Origin of the sequence: Pseudomonas sp. NFX71 (assembly GCF_048079215.1) — a bacterium.
Taxonomy (GTDB): Bacteria; Pseudomonadota; Gammaproteobacteria; order Pseudomonadales; family Pseudomonadaceae; genus Aquipseudomonas; species Aquipseudomonas fluorescens_B.
On the sequence record NZ_CP182230.1, the window covers coordinates 1,885,304 to 1,903,327 of the forward strand.

General features: G+C 60.6%; 14 protein-coding genes. 5 read left to right on the forward strand and 9 right to left on the reverse strand.

Going from position 1 to position 18,024, the window contains the following annotated elements; all coding sequences use genetic code 11:
• The first annotated feature begins 3 nt into the window (after positions 1-3).
• Entirely contained in the window at positions 4-1,341 is a 1,338-nt protein-coding gene (locus ACM1ZW_RS08735; protein WP_017341607.1) for a dihydroorotase, read from the forward strand.
• A gap of 17 nt (positions 1,342-1,358) precedes the next feature.
• On the forward strand, positions 1,359-2,249 hold the full coding sequence (locus tag ACM1ZW_RS08740) for a His/Gly/Thr/Pro-type tRNA ligase C-terminal domain-containing protein (protein ID WP_017341608.1): 891 nt from the start codon (positions 1,359-1,361) through the stop codon (positions 2,247-2,249).
• Positions 2,250-2,313: 64 nt separating this feature from the next.
• On the opposite strand, the gene ACM1ZW_RS08745 is transcribed toward ACM1ZW_RS08740, so the two are convergent.
• The gene (locus ACM1ZW_RS08745; protein WP_017341609.1) at positions 2,314-2,835 is read right to left on the reverse strand and encodes a DUF3617 domain-containing protein; all 522 of its coding nucleotides are present in this window, start codon (positions 2,833-2,835) and stop codon (positions 2,314-2,316) included.
• A 131-nt stretch (positions 2,836-2,966) separates the two neighbouring features.
• Here ACM1ZW_RS08745 and cls point away from each other — a divergent pair, with 131 nt between their 5' ends.
• Positions 2,967-4,406 (forward strand): cardiolipin synthase, encoded by a 1,440-nt coding sequence (gene cls / locus ACM1ZW_RS08750; RefSeq protein ID WP_017341610.1) that lies wholly within the window; start codon positions 2,967-2,969, stop codon positions 4,404-4,406.
• On the opposite strand, the gene cfaB is transcribed toward cls, so the two are convergent.
• The 5 genes from cfaB to hflK (ACM1ZW_RS08775) form a co-directional block, all read right to left on the reverse strand.
• Positions 4,403-5,590, reverse strand: a complete 1,188-nt coding sequence (gene cfaB, locus ACM1ZW_RS08755; RefSeq protein ID WP_017341611.1) for a C17 cyclopropane fatty acid synthase CfaB — start codon at positions 5,588-5,590, stop codon at positions 4,403-4,405. The genes cls and cfaB overlap by 4 nt on opposite strands.
• Before the next feature lie 193 nt (positions 5,591-5,783).
• Positions 5,784-7,694 carry a heavy metal translocating P-type ATPase gene (locus tag ACM1ZW_RS08760; RefSeq protein ID WP_017341612.1) on the reverse strand — a complete coding sequence of 637 codons (1,911 nt, stop codon included), beginning with the start codon at positions 7,692-7,694 and terminating at the stop codon, positions 5,784-5,786.
• The gene (hflK, locus tag ACM1ZW_RS08765) at positions 7,691-8,749 is read right to left on the reverse strand and encodes a protease modulator HflK (protein ID WP_017341613.1); all 1,059 of its coding nucleotides are present in this window, start codon (positions 8,747-8,749) and stop codon (positions 7,691-7,693) included. The genes ACM1ZW_RS08760 and hflK (ACM1ZW_RS08765) overlap by 4 nt, the downstream gene beginning before the upstream one ends.
• Positions 8,746-9,786, reverse strand: coding sequence for a protease modulator HflC (gene hflC, locus ACM1ZW_RS08770; RefSeq protein WP_017341614.1), 1,041 nt, complete (start codon positions 9,784-9,786; stop codon positions 8,746-8,748). The genes hflK (ACM1ZW_RS08765) and hflC overlap by 4 nt, the downstream gene beginning before the upstream one ends.
• On the reverse strand, positions 9,783-11,741 hold the full coding sequence (gene hflK / locus ACM1ZW_RS08775) for a protease modulator HflK (RefSeq protein ID WP_416740420.1): 1,959 nt from the start codon (positions 11,739-11,741) through the stop codon (positions 9,783-9,785). Before hflK (ACM1ZW_RS08775) ends, hflC begins: the two co-directional genes overlap by 4 nt.
• Positions 11,742-11,956: 215 nt before the next feature.
• Here hflK (ACM1ZW_RS08775) and lpdA point away from each other — a divergent pair, with 215 nt between their 5' ends.
• Entirely contained in the window at positions 11,957-13,357 is a 1,401-nt protein-coding gene (lpdA, locus tag ACM1ZW_RS08780; RefSeq protein ID WP_017341616.1) for a dihydrolipoyl dehydrogenase, read from the forward strand.
• An 88-nt stretch (positions 13,358-13,445) separates the two neighbouring features.
• Here lpdA and ACM1ZW_RS08785 read toward each other — a convergent pair whose 3' ends face one another.
• Positions 13,446-13,919 carry an Lrp/AsnC family transcriptional regulator gene (locus ACM1ZW_RS08785; protein ID WP_017341617.1) on the reverse strand — a complete coding sequence of 158 codons (474 nt, stop codon included), beginning with the start codon at positions 13,917-13,919 and terminating at the stop codon, positions 13,446-13,448.
• A 143-nt stretch (positions 13,920-14,062) separates the two neighbouring features.
• Here ACM1ZW_RS08785 and ACM1ZW_RS08790 point away from each other — a divergent pair, with 143 nt between their 5' ends.
• A complete protein-coding gene (locus tag ACM1ZW_RS08790; RefSeq protein WP_031319186.1) occupies positions 14,063-14,692 on the forward strand; it encodes a LysE family translocator in 630 nt (209 codons plus the stop codon).
• On the opposite strand, the gene ACM1ZW_RS08795 is transcribed toward ACM1ZW_RS08790, so the two are convergent.
• A complete protein-coding gene (locus tag ACM1ZW_RS08795; RefSeq protein WP_416740421.1) occupies positions 14,693-16,813 on the reverse strand; it encodes a hypothetical protein in 2,121 nt (706 codons plus the stop codon).
• Complete coding sequence (locus tag ACM1ZW_RS08800) at positions 16,800-17,996, reverse strand: DUF3142 domain-containing protein (protein ID WP_017341620.1); 1,197 nt, start codon at positions 17,994-17,996, stop codon at positions 16,800-16,802. Before ACM1ZW_RS08800 ends, ACM1ZW_RS08795 begins: the two co-directional genes overlap by 14 nt.
• Positions 17,997-18,024: the final 28 nt, after the last annotated feature.

Here is an 18,024-nt window from a genome sequence, read left to right on the forward strand (position 1 = left end):
CTTATGAGCAGCGTGCTGATTCGCAATGCCCGACTGGTGAATGAAGGTCGTGAATCTGACGGTGATCTGCTGGTCAGCCATGGCCGCATCGTCAAGATCGCCGCTAGCATCGACGGTGAAAATGCGACTGTGGAAATCGACGCTGACGGCCAGTGGCTGTTGCCCGGAATGATCGATGACCAGGTGCACTTCCGCGATCCAGGATCGCCTGACAAAGGCAGTTTCTACACCGAATCCCGAGCTGCGGTGGCCGGGGGTATCACCAGTTTCATGGACATGCCCAACACCAATCCACCGACATTGAGTCTGGGAGCACTTGCCGACAAGAAGCGTCGAGCAGCTATCAATTCGGTGGCCAACTACGGCTTTCACTTCGGCGTGAGCAACGACAACCTCGACACCGTCGCCGCACTCAATCCTTGCGAAGTGGCCGGGGTAAAAGTGTTCATGGGTGCGTCCACCGGCAACATGCTGGTGGACGATCCGAGGGTTCTCGAGCGGCTGTTCGCCGAGGTGCCGACGATTCTGTTGGCCCATTGCGAACACACGCCCAGCATCGACGCCAACGCTGCAAATCTGCGAACGCTGTTTGGCGAACACATTCCCGCCGCCGCGCACCCGGTAATCCGCAATGCCGAGGCCTGCTTTCGCTCGTCCTCAATGGCGGTGGATCTGGCCAGGCGCCACGGCACGCGACTTCACGTTCTGCACCTGACCACTGCACGCGAACTGGCGTTGTTCGAAGACAAACCGCTGTCGCAGAAACACATCAGCGCCGAAGTCTGCCTGCACCACTTGCTCTTCGATGATCGCGATTACGCAGACCTTGGCAACCAGATCAAATGCAACCCGGCGATCAAGACTCAGGCTGACCGCGATGCCTTGCGCAACGCCTTGCTGAGCCATCGACTGGACGTCATCGGCAGCGATCATGCGCCGCACACCTGGGCCGAAAAGCAACGCGCCTACGGTCAGTCGCCCTCCGGTCTACCGCTGGTGCAGCACGCCCTCCCCGCGTTGCTGGAGTTGGTGGCGGACAAGGTGTTGCCGATCACTGTGCTCGTGGCCAAGACCAGTCACCGTGTTGCTGATCTGTTTGCTATTCCCGACCGAGGCTATTTGCGCGAAGGTTATTGGGCAGACCTGGTGCTGATCAAACCCGAGCCTGACGGCATTGCCGTCTCCCAGCAGCCAATTCTGTCTCAATGCGGCTGGACGCCCTTTGCCCGACGACGCTTTCGCCACAGCGTCAGCACCACGCTGGTGTCCGGACAAATCGCATGGCGAGACAAATGTCTTAATGACAACTGTCAGGGTTTACCACTACGGTTTATGCGCTAGCACTCGAGAGCACCGACATGATTCAAATCACCCTGAGCGATGGTTCATTGCGTGAATACGACCAACCGTTGTCGGTGTACGAGTTCGCCGCGAGCATCGGTCCCGGTCTGGCCAAGGCAGCTGTCGCCGGGCGGGTTGATGGTGTTCTGGTCGATTGTGAATTCATGATCGGAGCGGATGCCCGGGTCAACATCGTCACGCCGCAAGAGCCAGACGGGCTGGAGATCCTTCGCCGGTCCTGCGCCTTGGTGTTGGGGATGGCCGTGAAACAGCTTTATCCAAAAGCGCATTTGCAGACGGGAGCGGCGTTGGGTGACGGCTTCTTTCATGAGTTCGAGTTAGAGCAGCATTTGAACCTGGTCGACCTTGCCAGCATCGAAGCGCGAATGAAGACATTGGCGGCTACCAATCATTCGATCCGTCGCCGCGCGACGCATACCAAACAGTTATCGTCCTACCTTCTGGGAGACTTCGAGTGTGTGTCGACGGGTCCGCATGTTCCCGCAACCCGAGTGTTGCAGGCCTTCGCCCTTGATCACATCAGCGGTACATCACCACAGCGGGTCTATGGCACCTGTTGGTCCTGCCAGGAGGAACTGGACAACTGGCGGGCGCCGCCGCACGTGATGATCATCAGCATGGATGATCGTCAGGCGGAATACGCACAATCGGTGACTGAAGCGTTGCGTCGGAGTGGCGTGCGGGCTCGTGCCGATTTGCGCAACGAGAAAGTCCGCCACAAGATTCGCGAGCATAGTCAGCAAGTGCCGTATCTGGTCGTGATCGGGGAGAAAGAAAAAGAAGGCGGGTTTGTCAGTGTGCGCAGTCACACCGGGGAGGATTTTGGCAGGATGGCGGTTGATGCGGTGTGCAGTTGGCTGCGATCAACAGGGATTGCGGGTGTGTGAATAGACGCCTCGCGAGCAGGCTCGCTCCCACAGTGTGTGCATCATTCCTGTGGGAGCGACGTGTTTAAGCTCTCGGCTTAACAGTCCCGCAATCCTGCCCCAACCAGACCGCGCGAGTATCAAGGCTACCCTTTTGCTGAATGCCGGTAGCGTTGAAAGTGCCATTCACCTTGGTGGTGAACTCACGATCGCTCAAGAAAGTCGCCACACCCGCCCCTTGCGCTTTCGGGCAGCTGAAGCGGAATTTCCACTGGTTGCCGGTGCGCTCGGTGATTTCCTGTTTGCAGCCCGATTGCGGGTCCGTCAGCGGGATGTTGTCGCTCTTCACTTGCTCCGGCGTCAGGCAAGCGCGAATCCCCTTGCCGCCCATCGTGATGCCCTGTTTCTCCAGCTGCGCCCGCTGTTCAGGGGTGATCTGGCTCTGTATCTGGCCAAGGATCAATTGCAGGTCCGGCAGGTTCTGGTCATCGACCTTCATGTTACTCGAGGTCAATTCCCACAAGCCCGGCTGAAGCATCTGCGCCTGAGCAGCCACAGGAAGAGCCAAACCAAAAGCGACGGCCAAACCCAGCAGACGAACGTTCATCGTGTAACTCCTGATCAGTAGTGGCCGTTAGACGTCAGCCACAGGCTTCGGTTCATGGGCCAATTAAATAGCGACATTCTGCACGGAACATGGTCTGTTAAGCATTGAATCTTCAGGAGCAAGGCTGCCCCATGGATTATTTTGGACCGCATGTTTTCGGTTATCTGATCGCCCTGTTGCACTCGTTAGGGCTGATTGCCGCCATCCATGCCGTATTGACCGTTCGAACCGCCCAGGGCTCGATCGCCTGGGCCCTGTCGTTGCTGTTCATTCCCTACCTCACGCTTATCCCGTACCTGGTCTTCGGCCGCAGCACCTTCGATGGTTACATCAAGGCGCGGCGACAGGCCAACGAGGAAATGCGCAAGGCCATCTCTGAGTTGAACTGGCGACCGTGGGTAGAAGAAGCCCTGACGGCACGCGCCTCCAACGCTTACGCTTCATTAAGGGCAATGCCGAAGCTGGGGCGCATGCCGTGCCTGGCGAATAATGAGGTCCGCCTGCTGATCAATGGTCCGGCCACTTTCGAGGCGATCTTCGAAGCCATCAGCCATGCCAGGGAAGCCGTGCTGATCCAGTTTTTCATCCTCCACGACGACCGCCTCGGCCAGCGCCTGCAAACCCTGCTGTTGAAAAAAGCGGCGGAAGGCGTTGCCGTTTATCTGCTGTACGACCGCATCGGCAGCCACTCCCTGCCCCACAGTTACGTGCAGCCGTTGCGCGATGCGGGTGTCGAGGTCAAAGCGTTCGCGACGCGTAGCGGCTGGCTCAATCGCTTCCAGGTCAACTTTCGTAACCACCGCAAGATCGTCGTGGTCGACGGTGTGCTCGGCTTCGTCGGCGGACACAACGTCGGCGACGAGTACATGGGCGAAAAACCACCTCTGGCACCCTGGCGCGACACCCACGTCCGCGTGCGCGGGCCGGTGGTGGCCTGCATGCAGGAGTCTTTCGCCGAAGACTGGTTCTGGGCGGCGCGGTCGTTACCGCCGCTGATACTGCCGGACGTTTATCCGGACGACGGCGTGCTCTGCCAATTGCTCGCCAGCGGCCCGGCAGATTCCTACGAAACCTGTTCGCTATTCTTCGTCGAAGCCATCCATGCGGCGACAGAACGAGTGTGGATCACCAGCCCTTATTTCATCCCCGACGAAGCGGTGTTCGCGGCGTTGCGACTGGCGGTGCTGCGGGGTGTCGATGTGCGCATTCTGCTGCCGTCGCGGCCCGACCACCGGATCGTCTACGCCGCCTCCAGCCTGTACGCCTTCGAAGCGGTACGCGCCGGCGTGCGGGTGTTCCGCTACGAACCCGGTTTCCTGCATCAGAAAGTGGTATTGATCGACAGCGAAATCAGCGCCATCGGCAGCGCCAATCTGGACAACCGTTCGTTCCGCCTGAATTTCGAAGTGATGTTGCTGACGGTCGACAGCGTGTTTGCCGGCGAAGTGGAACAGATGCTCAACGACGATTTCGCGCAGGCCCATGAAGTCGCCAAAGAAGAAAGCCGGGAGACCCACCGCCTGCAACAGGTCGGCATGCGGATCGCCCGGCTCATTTCCCCGATACTTTAAGGGGTGTAGATGTCGTCGCGGGTCCATGGCAGTTCATGGCTGCCATCGGGGTGTGTTTTCACCGCGAGGATCTGGTGCAGGTTGATCCAGCCCTTGGCGAATGCATAAGCGCATCCCGCCAGGTACAGCCGCCAGATGCGCAACGCCTGCTCAGGGACGAGCTTGCCAGCGGCTTCCAGATTGTCTTCCAGACGCTCACTCCAGTGGTCCAGGGTGCGTGCGTAGTGCAGGCGCAGACTCTCGACATCGACGATCTCCAGCCCCGCTTCGCTGATCTCGGCAGAAATCATCGACAGGTGCGGCAGCTCGCCGTTGGGGAACACGTACTTCTCGATGAAATCCCCGGCACCGCGCCCCACCGGACGGCCATCGGTGTGCTTGGCGGTGATGCCGTGGTTCATCACCAGACCGCCCTCTTTCACCGCGCCGAACAACGTCTTGCAGTACTCGGCCAGATTCGCGTGGCCGACGTGTTCGAACATGCCGACACTGACCACCTTGTCGAAGCGCCCGTCCTGAGGCAAATCGCGGTAGTCGAGCAGTTGCAGTTCGATCTGATCGTCCAGGCCTTCAGCGGTCACTCGCTCACGGGCCAGCGCCAGTTGCTCTTTGCTGAGCGTGATCCCGAACACTTTCGCGCCAAACTCCCGCGCCGCATAACGCGCCAGCCCGCCCCAACCGCAACCGACATCCAGCAGATATTCGCCGGGTTGCAGCCGCAACTTGCGACACAGATGGCGGAATTTGGCTTGCTGGGCCTGTTCCAGGGTTTCACTGCCGGTCTCGAAATAGGCGCAGGAATACGCCATGTCACTGTCGAGCCACAGCTGATAAAACGCGTTGGAAAGGTCGTAGTGATAGGAAATCGCCTTGGCGTCGGTTTCCTTGTCGTGGACGGTGCGCACAGGTTGACTGTCGTCGTCCTCGCTCATCAATGCCTGGCTCCATTCATCGCAGACGCGGATCACGTCGCTGATGGAACCTTCAAGCTCGAGTTTACCCTCGACAAACGCCGCTCCGAGCGCGTCCAGGCTTGGATGAGTGAACTGGGTAACCATTTGTGGGTCCTTGACCACAATCGTGACGCTGGGCGTCGGCCCCAGATTGAATTCATGGCCGTCCCAGAGTCGCAGGCGTAACGGTAGCTGCAGATTCTGTAAGGCCGGTGGAAGTTGCGCGAGCATGGAATATCCCCCCTTGTTTCAGACGTCTGCTGTGAGGTTAGACCATCCTTGAAAAATAGCAGGCTATCGATTTCATAGCCCTTTTCTATGACCCGCACCGTTCAAACCAACACGTCGCAAAACTCACAGAAGTGATTGCCCTTACCTTAGATGACTACAAATCAGGCGACCAGTTCTGAAAAGTTGAAACCCCTCAAATTTCGTCCTTCAGCTTGAGCAATGGCTCCTGAAAGCGCAGCAACCGTCCGGCGTTACCCAGCACCAGCAAGGTACTCAGGTTATGCAGCAACGCCGCGATCATCGCCCCTGCCGCGCCAAGCCAGCCGAATGCGGCGAAGGCCACTATTGCCAGCGTCCAGCCCAGACCGATGATCACGTTGACCTGCAACGTGTTCCGGCACTGGCGACTCAAACGCACGCAGGTGCCAAGCCGTCGCAGGTCACTGCCGATCAGCACGATGTCAGCGGACGCCAAGGCAATGTCGGCCCCGCCGGCCCCCATGGCAACGCCGACCACGCCCGCCTTGAGTGCCAGCGAATCATTGATGCCGTCACCGACGACCATCGGCCGGAAGCCGCTGTCGATCTCCTTGAGCACGCGATTGAGTTTGTCCTCGGGCAACGCCTGGGCCTCGACATCGACGATCCCGACGTCCCCAGCCAAGCTATCTGCGACACTTTGGCGATCACCCGTGAGCAATAGCTGCCGGCCCAGTCCGAGCTCTCGCAACTCGTTCAAGGCAAACCGCGCTTCAGGTTTGACGCTGTCCGCCAGCAAGAGCCAGGCGAGAAATTCACCATCGAGGGCCAGCCCGGCAATCGGGCCATCGTGTTCGGGGACTGCTGAAACGGGAATGCCTAATTGAGCAAACAACTCTGGACGGCCAAGCGCCGCTTCGCCCCGCTCCGTCATCGCCACCACGCCCAACCCTTGCCGTTCGTGAATGTTCGAGAGCAGCAGAAAATGTTCCTGAGTGACCAACCCGGCGAGTGCGCGACTGACCGGGTGACTGCTGGCGGAGCCGAGGCTGGCGGCGAGTTTCAATACGTGGCTGCGATCTTCCAGCGGACTGTCGATGGATTGCAGGCGCAAGGTGCCGAAGGTCAGCGTCCCGGTCTTGTCCACCACCAGCGATGTCAGGTCTGCCAGCTCTTCGAGAAACGCCGAACTGCGAATCAGAATTCCATGGCGAGCGGCAACCGCCACCCCGGCAATCGCCGTGGCCGGTGCCGACAACACCAACGCACATGGACAGGCCGCCACCAACACCGCAAGCATTGCCTGCGCATCGTTGGTGATGAACCAGGTGACGGCGGCCAGCAGCAACACCAACACCATGTAGCTGCCAGCGTAGCGTTCGAGCAATCGGGTGATCGGCGGTTTGGATCGTTCGGCACTTTGCATCAGCGCAATGACTTTGCCGAGTGTCGATTCGCTGCCCGTGCGCGTCACTTCGATACGCAGCAGGCCGTCGAGGTTGATCGCCCCACCGAACACGGACATGCCGACACCCGCCTCAACCGGCACCGACTCACCGGTGATCGACGCCGTGTCGAGACTTGCCTGACCGCCGAGCACGCGGCCATCGGCCGGGACTCGGTCGCCGGCGCGAACTTCCACCCGGTCACCGGCCTTGAGTGTGCCGTTGTCGACTTCGACGATGGAGCCGTCTGCCTGAACCTTGCGCGCATGGCTGCGCGTCAATTTGCCCAGCGCGTGAATCGCTTCCTGAGAACCGATTACGCTGCGCTCTTCCAGCACGTGGCCGAAGATCATGATGATCGGCAGCAACGCAGCGGTCAGCAGATCGCCGGTCGCCCAGGCACCGAGCATGGCCAACGCGATCAGTTGATCGGTGATCCCGTGCAAGCTCGGATAACGCAAGCTGTACCAGGCCGAGCGCATCACCGGCACCGCCACCAGCAATGAGGCAAACCCCAACAGCAATTGACTGACACCGGTTTGCTCCGGCGACCACCAGCGCCAGATCAAACCCAGCGCCAACAAACCCAATGCGAGCATGGCCAGGGTCAACTGGCGAGCGGCGCTGCGTTGTTCGGCCGAGGACAACAGGCTCGGTGCGGCGGCGGTTTGTGCGCTCATTGTGCAGCTCCCTGAATGATCAGGCGGGAATCGTCTTTCGGATTGACCGTGGTCACCGAGCCGGCCTGACCGAGAATTTTCGGCATGCGCTCGCGGTAGAGGCGCAGCAGCATTTGCGGGTCGGTGCCCTGTTGTTGCGCCTTGGCCAGACTCAACACGGTGGCCGTGTCGGCGGACGCTTTGGCCAGCCGTTCACTCGCTTGAGCGTGGGCAACCTGCAACGTACGGTCGGCTTGTTCGTTGGCGGTTTGGGTGAGTTTCTCGGCTTCGGTGCGTGCGTTTGCCACGGCTTTATCGGCTTGCTGACTCGCCGTCAGCACTGCGTTGAAGGCGTTGACCGCCGGTCCCGGCAGACTCGATTGCACATCGACGCGCGCCACTTCGATACCCAGTCCCTGGCCGGTGGCCGTGAGATCCGCCAGTCGCTGATTGATGCCTTGCACCAGATCGCCGCGCAAGCGTTCCCGTCTTTCGGCCGCCTGGCTACCCGCGCCGATTAGCTCCGGTCGCGCTACCAGGATGGTGTCCAGGTCACGGGCAGCCGTCAGCGCCACGGCGCTGCGAGTCACAAGGCGATCCAGTGCCGGCAGCACATGTTCACCTTGAAGCACGTACGCATAGGGTTCGGTGACTTTGTAAAACACCCGAACATCCAGTTGCACCACGCCGGCGTCACCGGTCAGCAAATAACCGGACCCGGCGAGGGCATCACTGAGCGGCGTGGCGAATGTGGCGACTCGGTCCGCCTGCAACGCGGCATCGCTGCGCAACAGATTGTCGACCCGACGCTCAATCACCCGATCGGCCGCCGGTAACAGGATGACCTGCTCGAACGGTCGCGGCCACGCCAACAGCAGGCCGGCATTCTGAATGCGATCCAGCGCGCCAAAGTGCAACACCACCGCACGATTCTGCGGATCGATTTGCCGAACATTGGAAAATGCCCACGCCAACGCGGCCAGCACCGTCACCGCATACAGCGCGAGAAACGCCAATCGCCCGGCCTGAATCCAGGGGCTGCTCAACTCATTTGTTCCACGTGGAACCAAACTCATGGCTGCGACCCGGACTTGATATCGAGCGTCGGCGGACCGTCAACCAGCACTCGAAACGGCGCAGCATCGGTGCGCAGAATCAGTTTGGTTCCCGGCGTAACGATGGTGCCCAAGGTGTCGAGAGAGCGCAGCAAGTTATACAGCTGCGGCGATCCGGCGTAGGCACGTCCGTAAATCTGCGCAGCTTCGACGCGGGACTGGGCTTCAATGTCGGCAGATTTAACGGTGGCATCGGCCTGAACGATTCGCGCATCCCGCTCGGCGGCGGAGCGGATTTGCGCCGCTTCGCGTTTGCCGATCGCCGTGCGTTCGGTGGCAATTGTTTCACGCTCGGCGCGCATGCGATCGACGGTGGCAGTCAGGGTTACCGACGGCAAGGTCAAACGCTCGATGCCAACTTGCAGCACGCGAACGCCATACGTGGTCAGCAATTGCTGATCGATTTGCTGGCGCAGTTGCGCTTCAAAGTCAGCAATGTGCACCTGGTTGGCATCGGTGTTCACCAGATTGGCCAGATCGAAACTGCTGGCCGTGGTTTCCAGCGCCGAGCCGACAAAGGTGCGAATCTGCCGCGCCGCTTCGTCCGGCTGATTCTGCACGGCGCGCATGAAGCGCTGCACATTGTCCGGATCACCTTGCACCTGCCACGCCACGTAAGCCTGAACGATGATGCGCAAACCGTCGCGCGTGCCCACATCCTGCAAACCACTCGACGTGGTACGCAGACGCAAATCAACAGGAATCGCCGCTTCAAAAGGTGCGGGCCAACGCCAGCCCAGCCCCGGCTCCAGCAACACCCGCGACGGATTGCCAAAGCGCGTGATGACCGTGGCTTCGCCGGAACGTACTTGCACCAGGCTCGCCGCCGCGATGGCAAACGCTACCAGCAACGCAGCCCAACCCATGCGCCGCCACGGGAAGGGACCGGCTTCTTGTGGGTCTCCGTGGTGATGATGGTGATGCCCGTGGTGATGCCCGCCGTGGCCGTGATCGTGCCCGGCGTGGTCAGCATGATCGTGAGTGTGCGACTGGCTCATTTGGCAGCTCCTGGCTGAGCAGTTGGACGCGACGGCGCGGGATCAGCCGGCAGCGTGAACGTTCGGAGGTCGATGGTCGGCGCGTTGTTGCTGCCGCCCAAGCGATGGTCGAGAACCAGCAACCGGGTATTGGCCAGTCCTTGGGAAAGCTGGCTGAAATACTGCTCCAGCACGAAAGCCTGGCCAGCGCTGGCATAGGCTTTTCGCTCGGCGCTGAATTTCAGATCGGCTGCTTGCGCAGCTGCATTGATTTCACGAGCGTTGGCCGTCGCCTGATCACGAGCGATGCTGGCCTGTAATTGCGCCTGATTGGTCGCCTCTGCCGCTGCACCGCGTTCGCGTGAGATCAGCGTCTGTGCGCCAATCTGTGCCGCTTGCACGCCGTGATAAGCGTTGGCGGCGCCGGCCGGTGGATGAATCGCTTCGACCACGGTCGCGAGAATCTCCACGCCACTGCCAAGTGTTTGCAAGTCCGCCTGTACGGCGCGGCCTATCTCTTCGGCAAGCCCTACCCGGTCCTCACCGAGCAAACCGTCGAGGGTTCGCGAGGCGAAATCATGAACCAGAATCCGGCTGGCAGTGCTGCGGATCAGCGCCGGGACATCGGCATTGTTGTAGGTTGCGGCCAACGCGGCTTGATCCGACAGGCCGATGCGGTAAACGAACCGCACGTCCATGTTGACGATCTGGAAGCTCTGCTTGTCGGCACGGCTGCTGGCGATGACCTGGGATTTGTCATTCACATGGCTGGCGTCCCACAAGCGATTGGCAACTGCGGGCGCCGGACCTTCAGCGGGTGCCGGCGCAATGGGGGCCGCCGCTTCGCCGACACTCGTGGCCAACTCATGGACCACGCCATTCTCGACACTCAGCACTCGGCCCAGCGGCCACGGCAGGCCCGCGTGCAAGCCGGGACCGAACACCTCCACCGGTTTGCCGAAGCGCTCATAGATGCCCCGCCCTTGCAGGGGTATTTCGTGAATGCCGGTCAGCGACCAACCGACAAGGGTGACCACCGCCAGCACCGGCACAAACGCGCGACGCATGTAGGTGAACGCCCAGATTTGCCGCAGATCGATGCCGAAGCGGTTATGCAATTCATGCTGCAACGCCAACAGCGGTTGTGGTGGCCAGCGCAGCATGTCGGCGACGAAGCTTCGGGCGAGCAAGGCAGGTTCCAGTTGTTCGCGTCGGGGACTGAACAATGACAGCGCGGCTCGCAGCAACAGTTCCACCGCGACGAGCCCCGGCAGTAGCCCGACCAGCACCGCCAGTCGCACCGGCCAGACGGAAACCTCGCTGCTGAACAACAGACACAACGCGCTCAACACCAGACTGATGATTGCCACGCGAGTCAGCTGGGCCAACTGCCCTGCTTCAGGCCACTGGCCCACGTTTTCCTGAGAAAACTGCCGCTCCAGTACCAGCAAACCGAAGGCCAGCAGCAATGACAGCGCAGCACCGACATTGGCCGAAAAGCCTGGCGCGGCAGAGGGTAGCGCAAGATTCCAGACCTGGTTGATGCTGAACAGCGCCAACAACGCCCAGCCGCCGAGCCACAGCGTCGGGGCGCCGATCTGCGCCAGCATCCGTGTCCATCGTTGGCTGATACGCTCCAGCAGCTGTTCATACCAGCCCACCGGAGCGTCAACGACTTCGATCTCCACCGGCAGCGCTGGGGGATTCATCGCCCGTGCGCGCCATTGCGTCACCCACCACGCCGATTGCAGCCCGGCAATCAGCACCAGCAGACCGGCGCTCTGATTGACCAGCAACGCTGCCCAAAGCGACTGTGGCGCAAACAGCCCTGCAAAAACCGCCAGCACCAGCCCTGTCGCCACGAGTGCGCCGAGACCGATTGCCAACTGCCGCAATCGTCGCCCTTGAAAGACTGCCTGCTGAAAGCGCGGCAGCCCGGCTACCGCTGTTCCCTCAATTTCGAGATCGACTTGCATACCACCCCAGTGTTTTCTTTGCCCAAGTCGCAATTCGTTACGATATAACGAAAGTCGTGAAATTTTTGTACTAATCGCTCTATCTGAAGATGCCCAACCTGTCGCTTGGCTGAAGCCTTGACCGAAACATCGAGGAGCGCACATATTACGCTCGTAATTTTATCTGCGGACTACGTTTATCCAGCCCGATTCCCATTTAATCCAGGAGCAAATCCATGAGCAGCTATGACATCGTGATTCTGGGCGGAGGCCCCGGCGGTTACAACGCGGCAATCCGCGCCGGCCAGCTGGGCCTGAAAGCCGCTTGCGTCGAAGGCCGCGCGACCCTCGGCGGCACCTGCCTGAACGTCGGATGCATGCCGTCCAAGGCGCTGTTGCATGCTTCCGAACTGTACGACGCAGCCATGGGTGCGGAATTCGCCAACCTGGGGATCGAGGTCAAACCCACGCTCAACCTTGCGCAAATGATGAAGCAGAAGGATGAAAGCGTGACCGGGCTGACCAAGGGCATCGAGTTCCTGTTTCGTAAAAACAAGGTCGACTGGATCAAGGGATGGGGGCATATCGACGGCCCGGGGAAAGTCACGGTAACGGATAGCCAGGGTGGCAAGACCGAATTGAGCGCCAAGGACATCATCATTGCCACCGGGTCCGAGCCCACTCCCCTGCCCGGCGTAGAGATCGACAACCAACGCATCCTTGATTCCACAGGTGCGCTGTCTTTATCCGAAGTGCCAAAACATCTGGTGGTGATTGGCGCTGGCGTCATCGGCCTGGAGTTGGGTTCGGTGTGGCGGCGCTTGGGCGCACAAGTGACGGTGGTCGAATTTCTCGACCGGATCTGCCCCGGCGTGGACGGTGAAGCGGGCAAAACGCTGCAGCGTTCGTTGAGCAAGCAAGGCATCAACTTCAAGTTGAGTTCGAAAGTCACCAGCGCCACTACCTCGGCAAATGGCGTGCAACTCAGCGTTGAACCGGCGGCCGGTGGCACTGCCGAAGGGCTGGAAGCCGATTACGTGCTGGTGGCCATCGGGCGTCGGCCTTACACCCAGGGCTTGGGGCTGGAGAACGTCGGACTCACTACGGATAAGCGCGGCATGCTTGCCAACAAGGGCCACCGGACTGAAGCGGCCGGCGTGTGGGTAATTGGCGATGTCACCTCCGGGCCGATGCTTGCGCACAAGGCTGAAGATGAAGCCATGGCCTGCGTCGAGCAGATCGTCGGCAAAGCCGGCGAGGTCAATTACAACCTGATTCCCAACGTCATTTACACCCGACCGGAGCTGGCCAGCGTCGGCAAGACCGAAGAGCAACTCAAGGCTGAAGGCCGGGCCTACAAGGTCGGTAAATTCCCGTTCACCGCCAACAGCCGGGCGAAGATCAACCACGAGACCGAAGGCTTCGCCAAAGTGCTGGCCGACGAGCGCACCGACGAAATTCTCGGTGTGCACCTGGTCGGCCCGAGTGTCAGTGAAATGATTGGCGAATACTGCGTGGCCATGGAGTTCAGCGCCTCGGCAGAAGACATCGCACTGACGTGTCATCCACACCCGACGCGTTCCGAGGCGTTGCGTCAGGCGGCGATGAATGTGGAGGGGATGGCGACTCAGATGTAGCAAATATCAAAAAAGATCGCAGCCTTCGGCAGCTCCTACAGGATATGAGTACGACAGTAGGAGCTGCCGAAGGCTGCGATCTTTGCGTTCAAGTTGGCAAATGCTCCAGCGGCAACGCCCCCGGTGTTTTCACCGTGTGAATCGCAAAGTTGCTGCGGATATCGCTCACGCCCGGCAATTTCAGCAATCGTCCGGTGAGAAAGCGGTCGTACGCACGCAGATCCGGCACCACCACCTGCAGCAAAAAATCCGATTCCCCTGATACCAGAAACGCCGAAATCACTTCGGGCAACGCTGTCACGGCCAGACGGAAAGACTCGGCCTGCTCGTCGTTGTGACGCTCAACCTTGACCCCGACAAACACCGTCAGCCCAAGCCCGACTTCATCGCGATCCAGATTGGCCTGATAGCCGCGAATCACCCCGGCCTCTTCAAGCATTCGTACCCGACGCAAGCAAGGCGACGCGGACAGACCGATCTCGTCAGCCAGTTGCACGTTGCTCAGCCGACCATCCCGTTGCAGGGCTGCGAGAATCTTGCGGTCGTAGGCGTCCAGTTTCATTTTTGGCAGATCCTGATGGCTGAGTGATCATTCAATGGCAGGTTATGCCAACCCAAGACGATTGAGAAGCAAACTACGCAACCACCTGCCCTGACTTTCCGCCCTAGACTGACCTACCGAATCAACAACGAATGGGGTGCATCGTGGCAGGACTCTGGCTGTTTTTCATGGCGCTGGCGGTGGTTTACCTGTTGCCGGGCCCGGACATGATTCTGCTGCTGCAGACTGGCGCACGCCAAGGCAGAGGGGCGGCGCTGGCGACAGCAGTGGGCTTGGGCATCGCACGGGGTTGCCACGTGTTACTGGCGGCATTGGGGCTGGCGGCACTGTTCAAGGCTGCGCCCTGGACCTTCGACGTCGTGCGCCTGGCGGGGGCCGCGTACCTGTTATGGATCGGCATTCAGTGCTTGCGAACCACGATGCTGCCCAACCTGGACGACGCGGGTGCAGCCTGTGGAAAACCACGTTGGCGCGAAGCGATCCAGCGCGGTCTACTGACTAACCTGCTTAACCCCAAGGCGCTGTTGTTCTGCTCGGTGCTGTTGCCGCAGTTCATCAATCCGCACGCAGGGTCGGTGCTCGCACAATTCGCGACCCTGGGTGTTGTGCTGGTCGGCGTCGGTTTGTTGTTCGACAGCGCCTACGCCTTGGCTGGCGCCGCGCTTGGCCGCTGGCTGCAACGCAGTCCTTCGGCCCAGCGCTTCCAGCAATGGCTGTTTGGCAGCCTGTTGATCGGTTTTGCGGTGCGACTGACTTTTGTTCAACAGGCCTGATTACTGGCGCGCCTTACGCTTGTGACGATTGACCAGCAACAGCGCGAGCGCGGTAAACACCAATATACCGCCCACTTCCAGCCACTTTTTGTACGGCCGTAGCGTCGCCCGGATCGGACTCAACGCCTGGGTGACGTAACGTTTGTCTGCGTTCTGGAAGTCCGGATAAGGGCATCGCTCGCCGAAGAATAGTGCCCAATCCACGTAGGGGCCTTCTTTGACGTAGCGTTGATAGAAGGCACTTTTCTGCTCCTGATCAGTGTTCCACCCTGTCGCCGCACACAACACCGCCGCAAAGGCCTGACTGGTATGAGGCAGGTGATCGGCAGCGCGGCTGGCCAAGGCATTGGCGACATAACGGTAGTGGAAACGCTGATCGGGCTGAGCAGCGCTGGCGTGCTGACGCTTGACCTCCTCTTCCGCCACCAGGGGGCCGACCTTGAGTTCGGTGCTTTCAAGGCTGTAGTTACCACCGAACGTGGCATAGTCCGGCGCCATTTCGTATCCCAGGATATCCATCCCCCACTCGCGAGCGATCTTCGCAGCGTTGAACAAAGCCTCGGCACGACGGGTTGGCCACCAAGCGGACTCGGCTTCCTGGCGCAACTGACCATAAGCCTTTGCCTTGTTTTGCAGTTCAGCATCGCCGAAGTACGCCGGCGCTTCATCGTAACGCTCTTCACGCAGCAATCGCCGCCCCAGCAAGTTGCGCAACTTCGCCGCCACCGGCAACGGCACATAGTTGTCGCGATCCTGCTGAGTCAGCGCCGGCGGTGCGGGCACCTGAGTGTCGACGTAATGCTTGAGCTCATCGACAGTCAACACACGCTCGGCGACGGTCGCGGCGTCGAACCAGTAAATGTCGTTGCTGCGATAAAGCTGATCGAACGCTTGCAGATAATCCCCGCGTTGCAACGCCAGGATTGCGCTTTCGCCTTCGACCCGGCACTTGGGCTGAAGCGTTTCAAAGTCCCAGTCAGGCGTTCGCCGCTCACCCCAGGATTCATTCTGCGCAAAGGCCTGGGCCGCTTTGGCGTATGCCGCGGCGGCGGTTTTATCGCCCTCGCGCATCGCCAGTTTCGCCCGCAGCCACCACGCCAGGCCACCGTCGCCGGCGTGTTCCAGAAAAGCTTTGGCGCTGGCGTAGTCGCCCTGTTGATAATTCACCGCCGCCAGTCGATCGGCGTTATCCAGGCTGCCGCGGGTGCTGGCTTGCAGCAGCTTGATCAGTTTTTGTTCGTTCGGCGGTTGATCACCAAATGACCAACCCAACCGGCTGATCAGAGACGCCGTGATCAGTTGCTGTACCGGTTTGCCTTCAAGCAATGCGGCCAGTTGCTCGTCAGGCATCGCCGCCAGATCCGCCACCAACAGTTTCAGCGAGGTGTAACCCACCGCCGAACCGTGGAGGTTTTGCGTGGCATAGAGCTCAATGGCTCGGTTCCAGTCACCCGCCGTGCGCGCCACGCGTGCTTCTTCGCCGAGGCTGGCAACGCCCAGTTCCAACGGGTCGCTGAAACCGTCAATGCTCAGTTGCCGAGCCTGCTCGAACGCTTTGCGCGATGGCGTCAGCAGGTCGGGCTTCGCGTCCGCTTCGGCGCTCATGACAAACAGCGCGCGGCCCAGCGAATACGCGGCCCAGGTGCTGCGTAACGCGCGCTGATCCGCAGGTAGCGCCAGCACTTTCTGGAAGTACTCGGCGGCCAATCCAGGGTCACCCGCGTTGAACGCCACGGCGCCCGCGAGATAGAGCACGAGTTCAGTCGGCAGACTCGCGCCCTGTGCTTCTACCTGATGAGCATCGGTCAAACTGCGCAACTGTTTGACCTGCGCTTGCTGTTCCACGGTCAAACCAGCCTGCTCGGCCTTGTCCCGCTGCTCGGCATAGTCGGTCGCGTCCAAGCTGTTGTAGACGACTTCGGTGACGTTCTTCAGACCCGCAATCGCATGCCCGAGACGATTGATCTCGAACCGGAAGTTGCCTTCCGGCAACTCCGCCAGCGACTGGCCCCGGTTGTCGAGCAGACGCATGGGGAAATCCGGCCCGCAGGCCAATGCCGAACCCAGCGGCAAGCTGAGGCTCAGGCAGAGCAAATGGCGGGGCCAGTTACGGGTGAACATTTGAACCTCCTTGATCAATGTGGGTGCAACGCGCCCAACCGATGGCGCGCTCCCCGCCGGCAGGTATTCGCCCGTCGCGCAGGCGGGTGAAGGTAAGCAGATCCGGGCTCTGTTGCAACGCATAACCGGCCAGGGCGTCGGCACCCTCACAACCTCGCACCGCGAGCGTCAGACGCTCGGGCCAGACACCGTCGAGGTTGCCTTGATTGCTGATGCTGACGTCATAGAGGCCATCCTGCGCCGAGAGTTTCAGCATCAGGCGACTGTCGAGGATGTCGCCGCGGGCCACGGCGCCCAAGGTGGTCAGGCTCCAGGCCCGACGATCCTGGGCCAGGGGCAAGCGAAACCAGATCAGGCCGGCCAGATGCACCGGCGGATCGTTGCGTAATTCAGTGGCCAGTGTGCGCAGTTGCTGTGGATCGGCCAGCAATTCCCGACGCTCGCCGCCACGTTCCACCGGCACTTCGCTCTCCACCAGCGGTGCGCCGTCGGTCTGCGGTAACAACGCCACGCCATAAGCCGGCAGCGCCAGGTAAAAAGGTTTCGACGTGATGTGGCCCCACGCCTTCGCCCATGTTTGCGCCTGTTCCGGGTCAAACAAGCCCCTGCGCGGATCGCTCACCGCATGCACCTGCAACACGCTGCTATCGACTGTGGATAACAATGCCGGCAGTTCGCGGCTGCCGAGCCAGGCGGGTAATGCCGTAATACTAAGCGGCATGGAGGCCGGAAGACTTCCGCGCAACGCTGTGAGAAATTCCCGATACGCCGGTAGCCGGGCGTTGCCAGCATCGTGGTCGATTTCCACACCGGTGACGATCAGCCCTTGCGCTTGCCAATCATCAAGCACCTGGCCGATCTGCGCGGTCACTTCGTCCTGGTCCAGCGACTTGAGCTGGCCATCGAGGCGAATCACCGCAATCAGCGGCCGGCCATCCTGTTTGAGCAGCGCCGCATCGATTCGCGCCCGACTCCAACCCGCCCGGGGGAAGGCCTGCAACGCCAACACTCGCAGCGTGGAAAAGTCCGCACGACTGTCTTTGAGTGCGGCTTCGTGGCCGGGCGTCCATTGCCGTTGCCAAACGTAGAGTTGTTGATCAAGCGGCGGCGCGTCCTGTCGTTCGCAACCGGCAAGCAACGCCACCATCACCAGCAAGCCCGACAGGCGAGCGAGAAAAACCATAAAGCATCCTTTGTATCTGCTGAAGGCA

Bases quoted from the DNA above. Each gene is read 5' to 3' on its own strand.
- ACM1ZW_RS08735 (WP_017341607.1), top strand. From the start codon at position 4: ATGAGCAGCGTGCTGATTCGCAATGCCCGACTGGTGAATGAAGGTCGT.
- ACM1ZW_RS08740 (WP_017341608.1), top strand. From the start codon at position 1,359: ATGATTCAAATCACCCTGAGCGATGGTTCATTGCGTGAATACGACCAA.
- ACM1ZW_RS08745 (WP_017341609.1), bottom strand. From the start codon at position 2,835: ATGAACGTTCGTCTGCTGGGTTTGGCCGTCGCTTTTGGTTTGGCTCTT.
- cls (WP_017341610.1), top strand. From the start codon at position 2,967: ATGGATTATTTTGGACCGCATGTTTTCGGTTATCTGATCGCCCTGTTG.
- cfaB (WP_017341611.1), bottom strand. From the start codon at position 5,590: ATGCTCGCGCAACTTCCACCGGCCTTACAGAATCTGCAGCTACCGTTA.
- ACM1ZW_RS08760 (WP_017341612.1), bottom strand. From the start codon at position 7,694: ATGAGCGCACAAACCGCCGCCGCACCGAGCCTGTTGTCCTCGGCCGAA.
- hflK (WP_017341613.1), bottom strand. From the start codon at position 8,749: ATGAGTTTGGTTCCACGTGGAACAAATGAGTTGAGCAGCCCCTGGATT.
- hflC (WP_017341614.1), bottom strand. From the start codon at position 9,786: ATGAGCCAGTCGCACACTCACGATCATGCTGACCACGCCGGGCACGAT.
- hflK (WP_416740420.1), bottom strand. From the start codon at position 11,741: ATGCAAGTCGATCTCGAAATTGAGGGAACAGCGGTAGCCGGGCTGCCG.
- lpdA (WP_017341616.1), top strand. From the start codon at position 11,957: ATGAGCAGCTATGACATCGTGATTCTGGGCGGAGGCCCCGGCGGTTAC.
- ACM1ZW_RS08785 (WP_017341617.1), bottom strand. From the start codon at position 13,919: ATGAAACTGGACGCCTACGACCGCAAGATTCTCGCAGCCCTGCAACGG.
- ACM1ZW_RS08795 (WP_416740421.1), bottom strand. From the start codon at position 16,813: ATGTTCACCCGTAACTGGCCCCGCCATTTGCTCTGCCTGAGCCTCAGC.
- ACM1ZW_RS08800 (WP_017341620.1), bottom strand. From the start codon at position 17,996: ATGGTTTTTCTCGCTCGCCTGTCGGGCTTGCTGGTGATGGTGGCGTTG.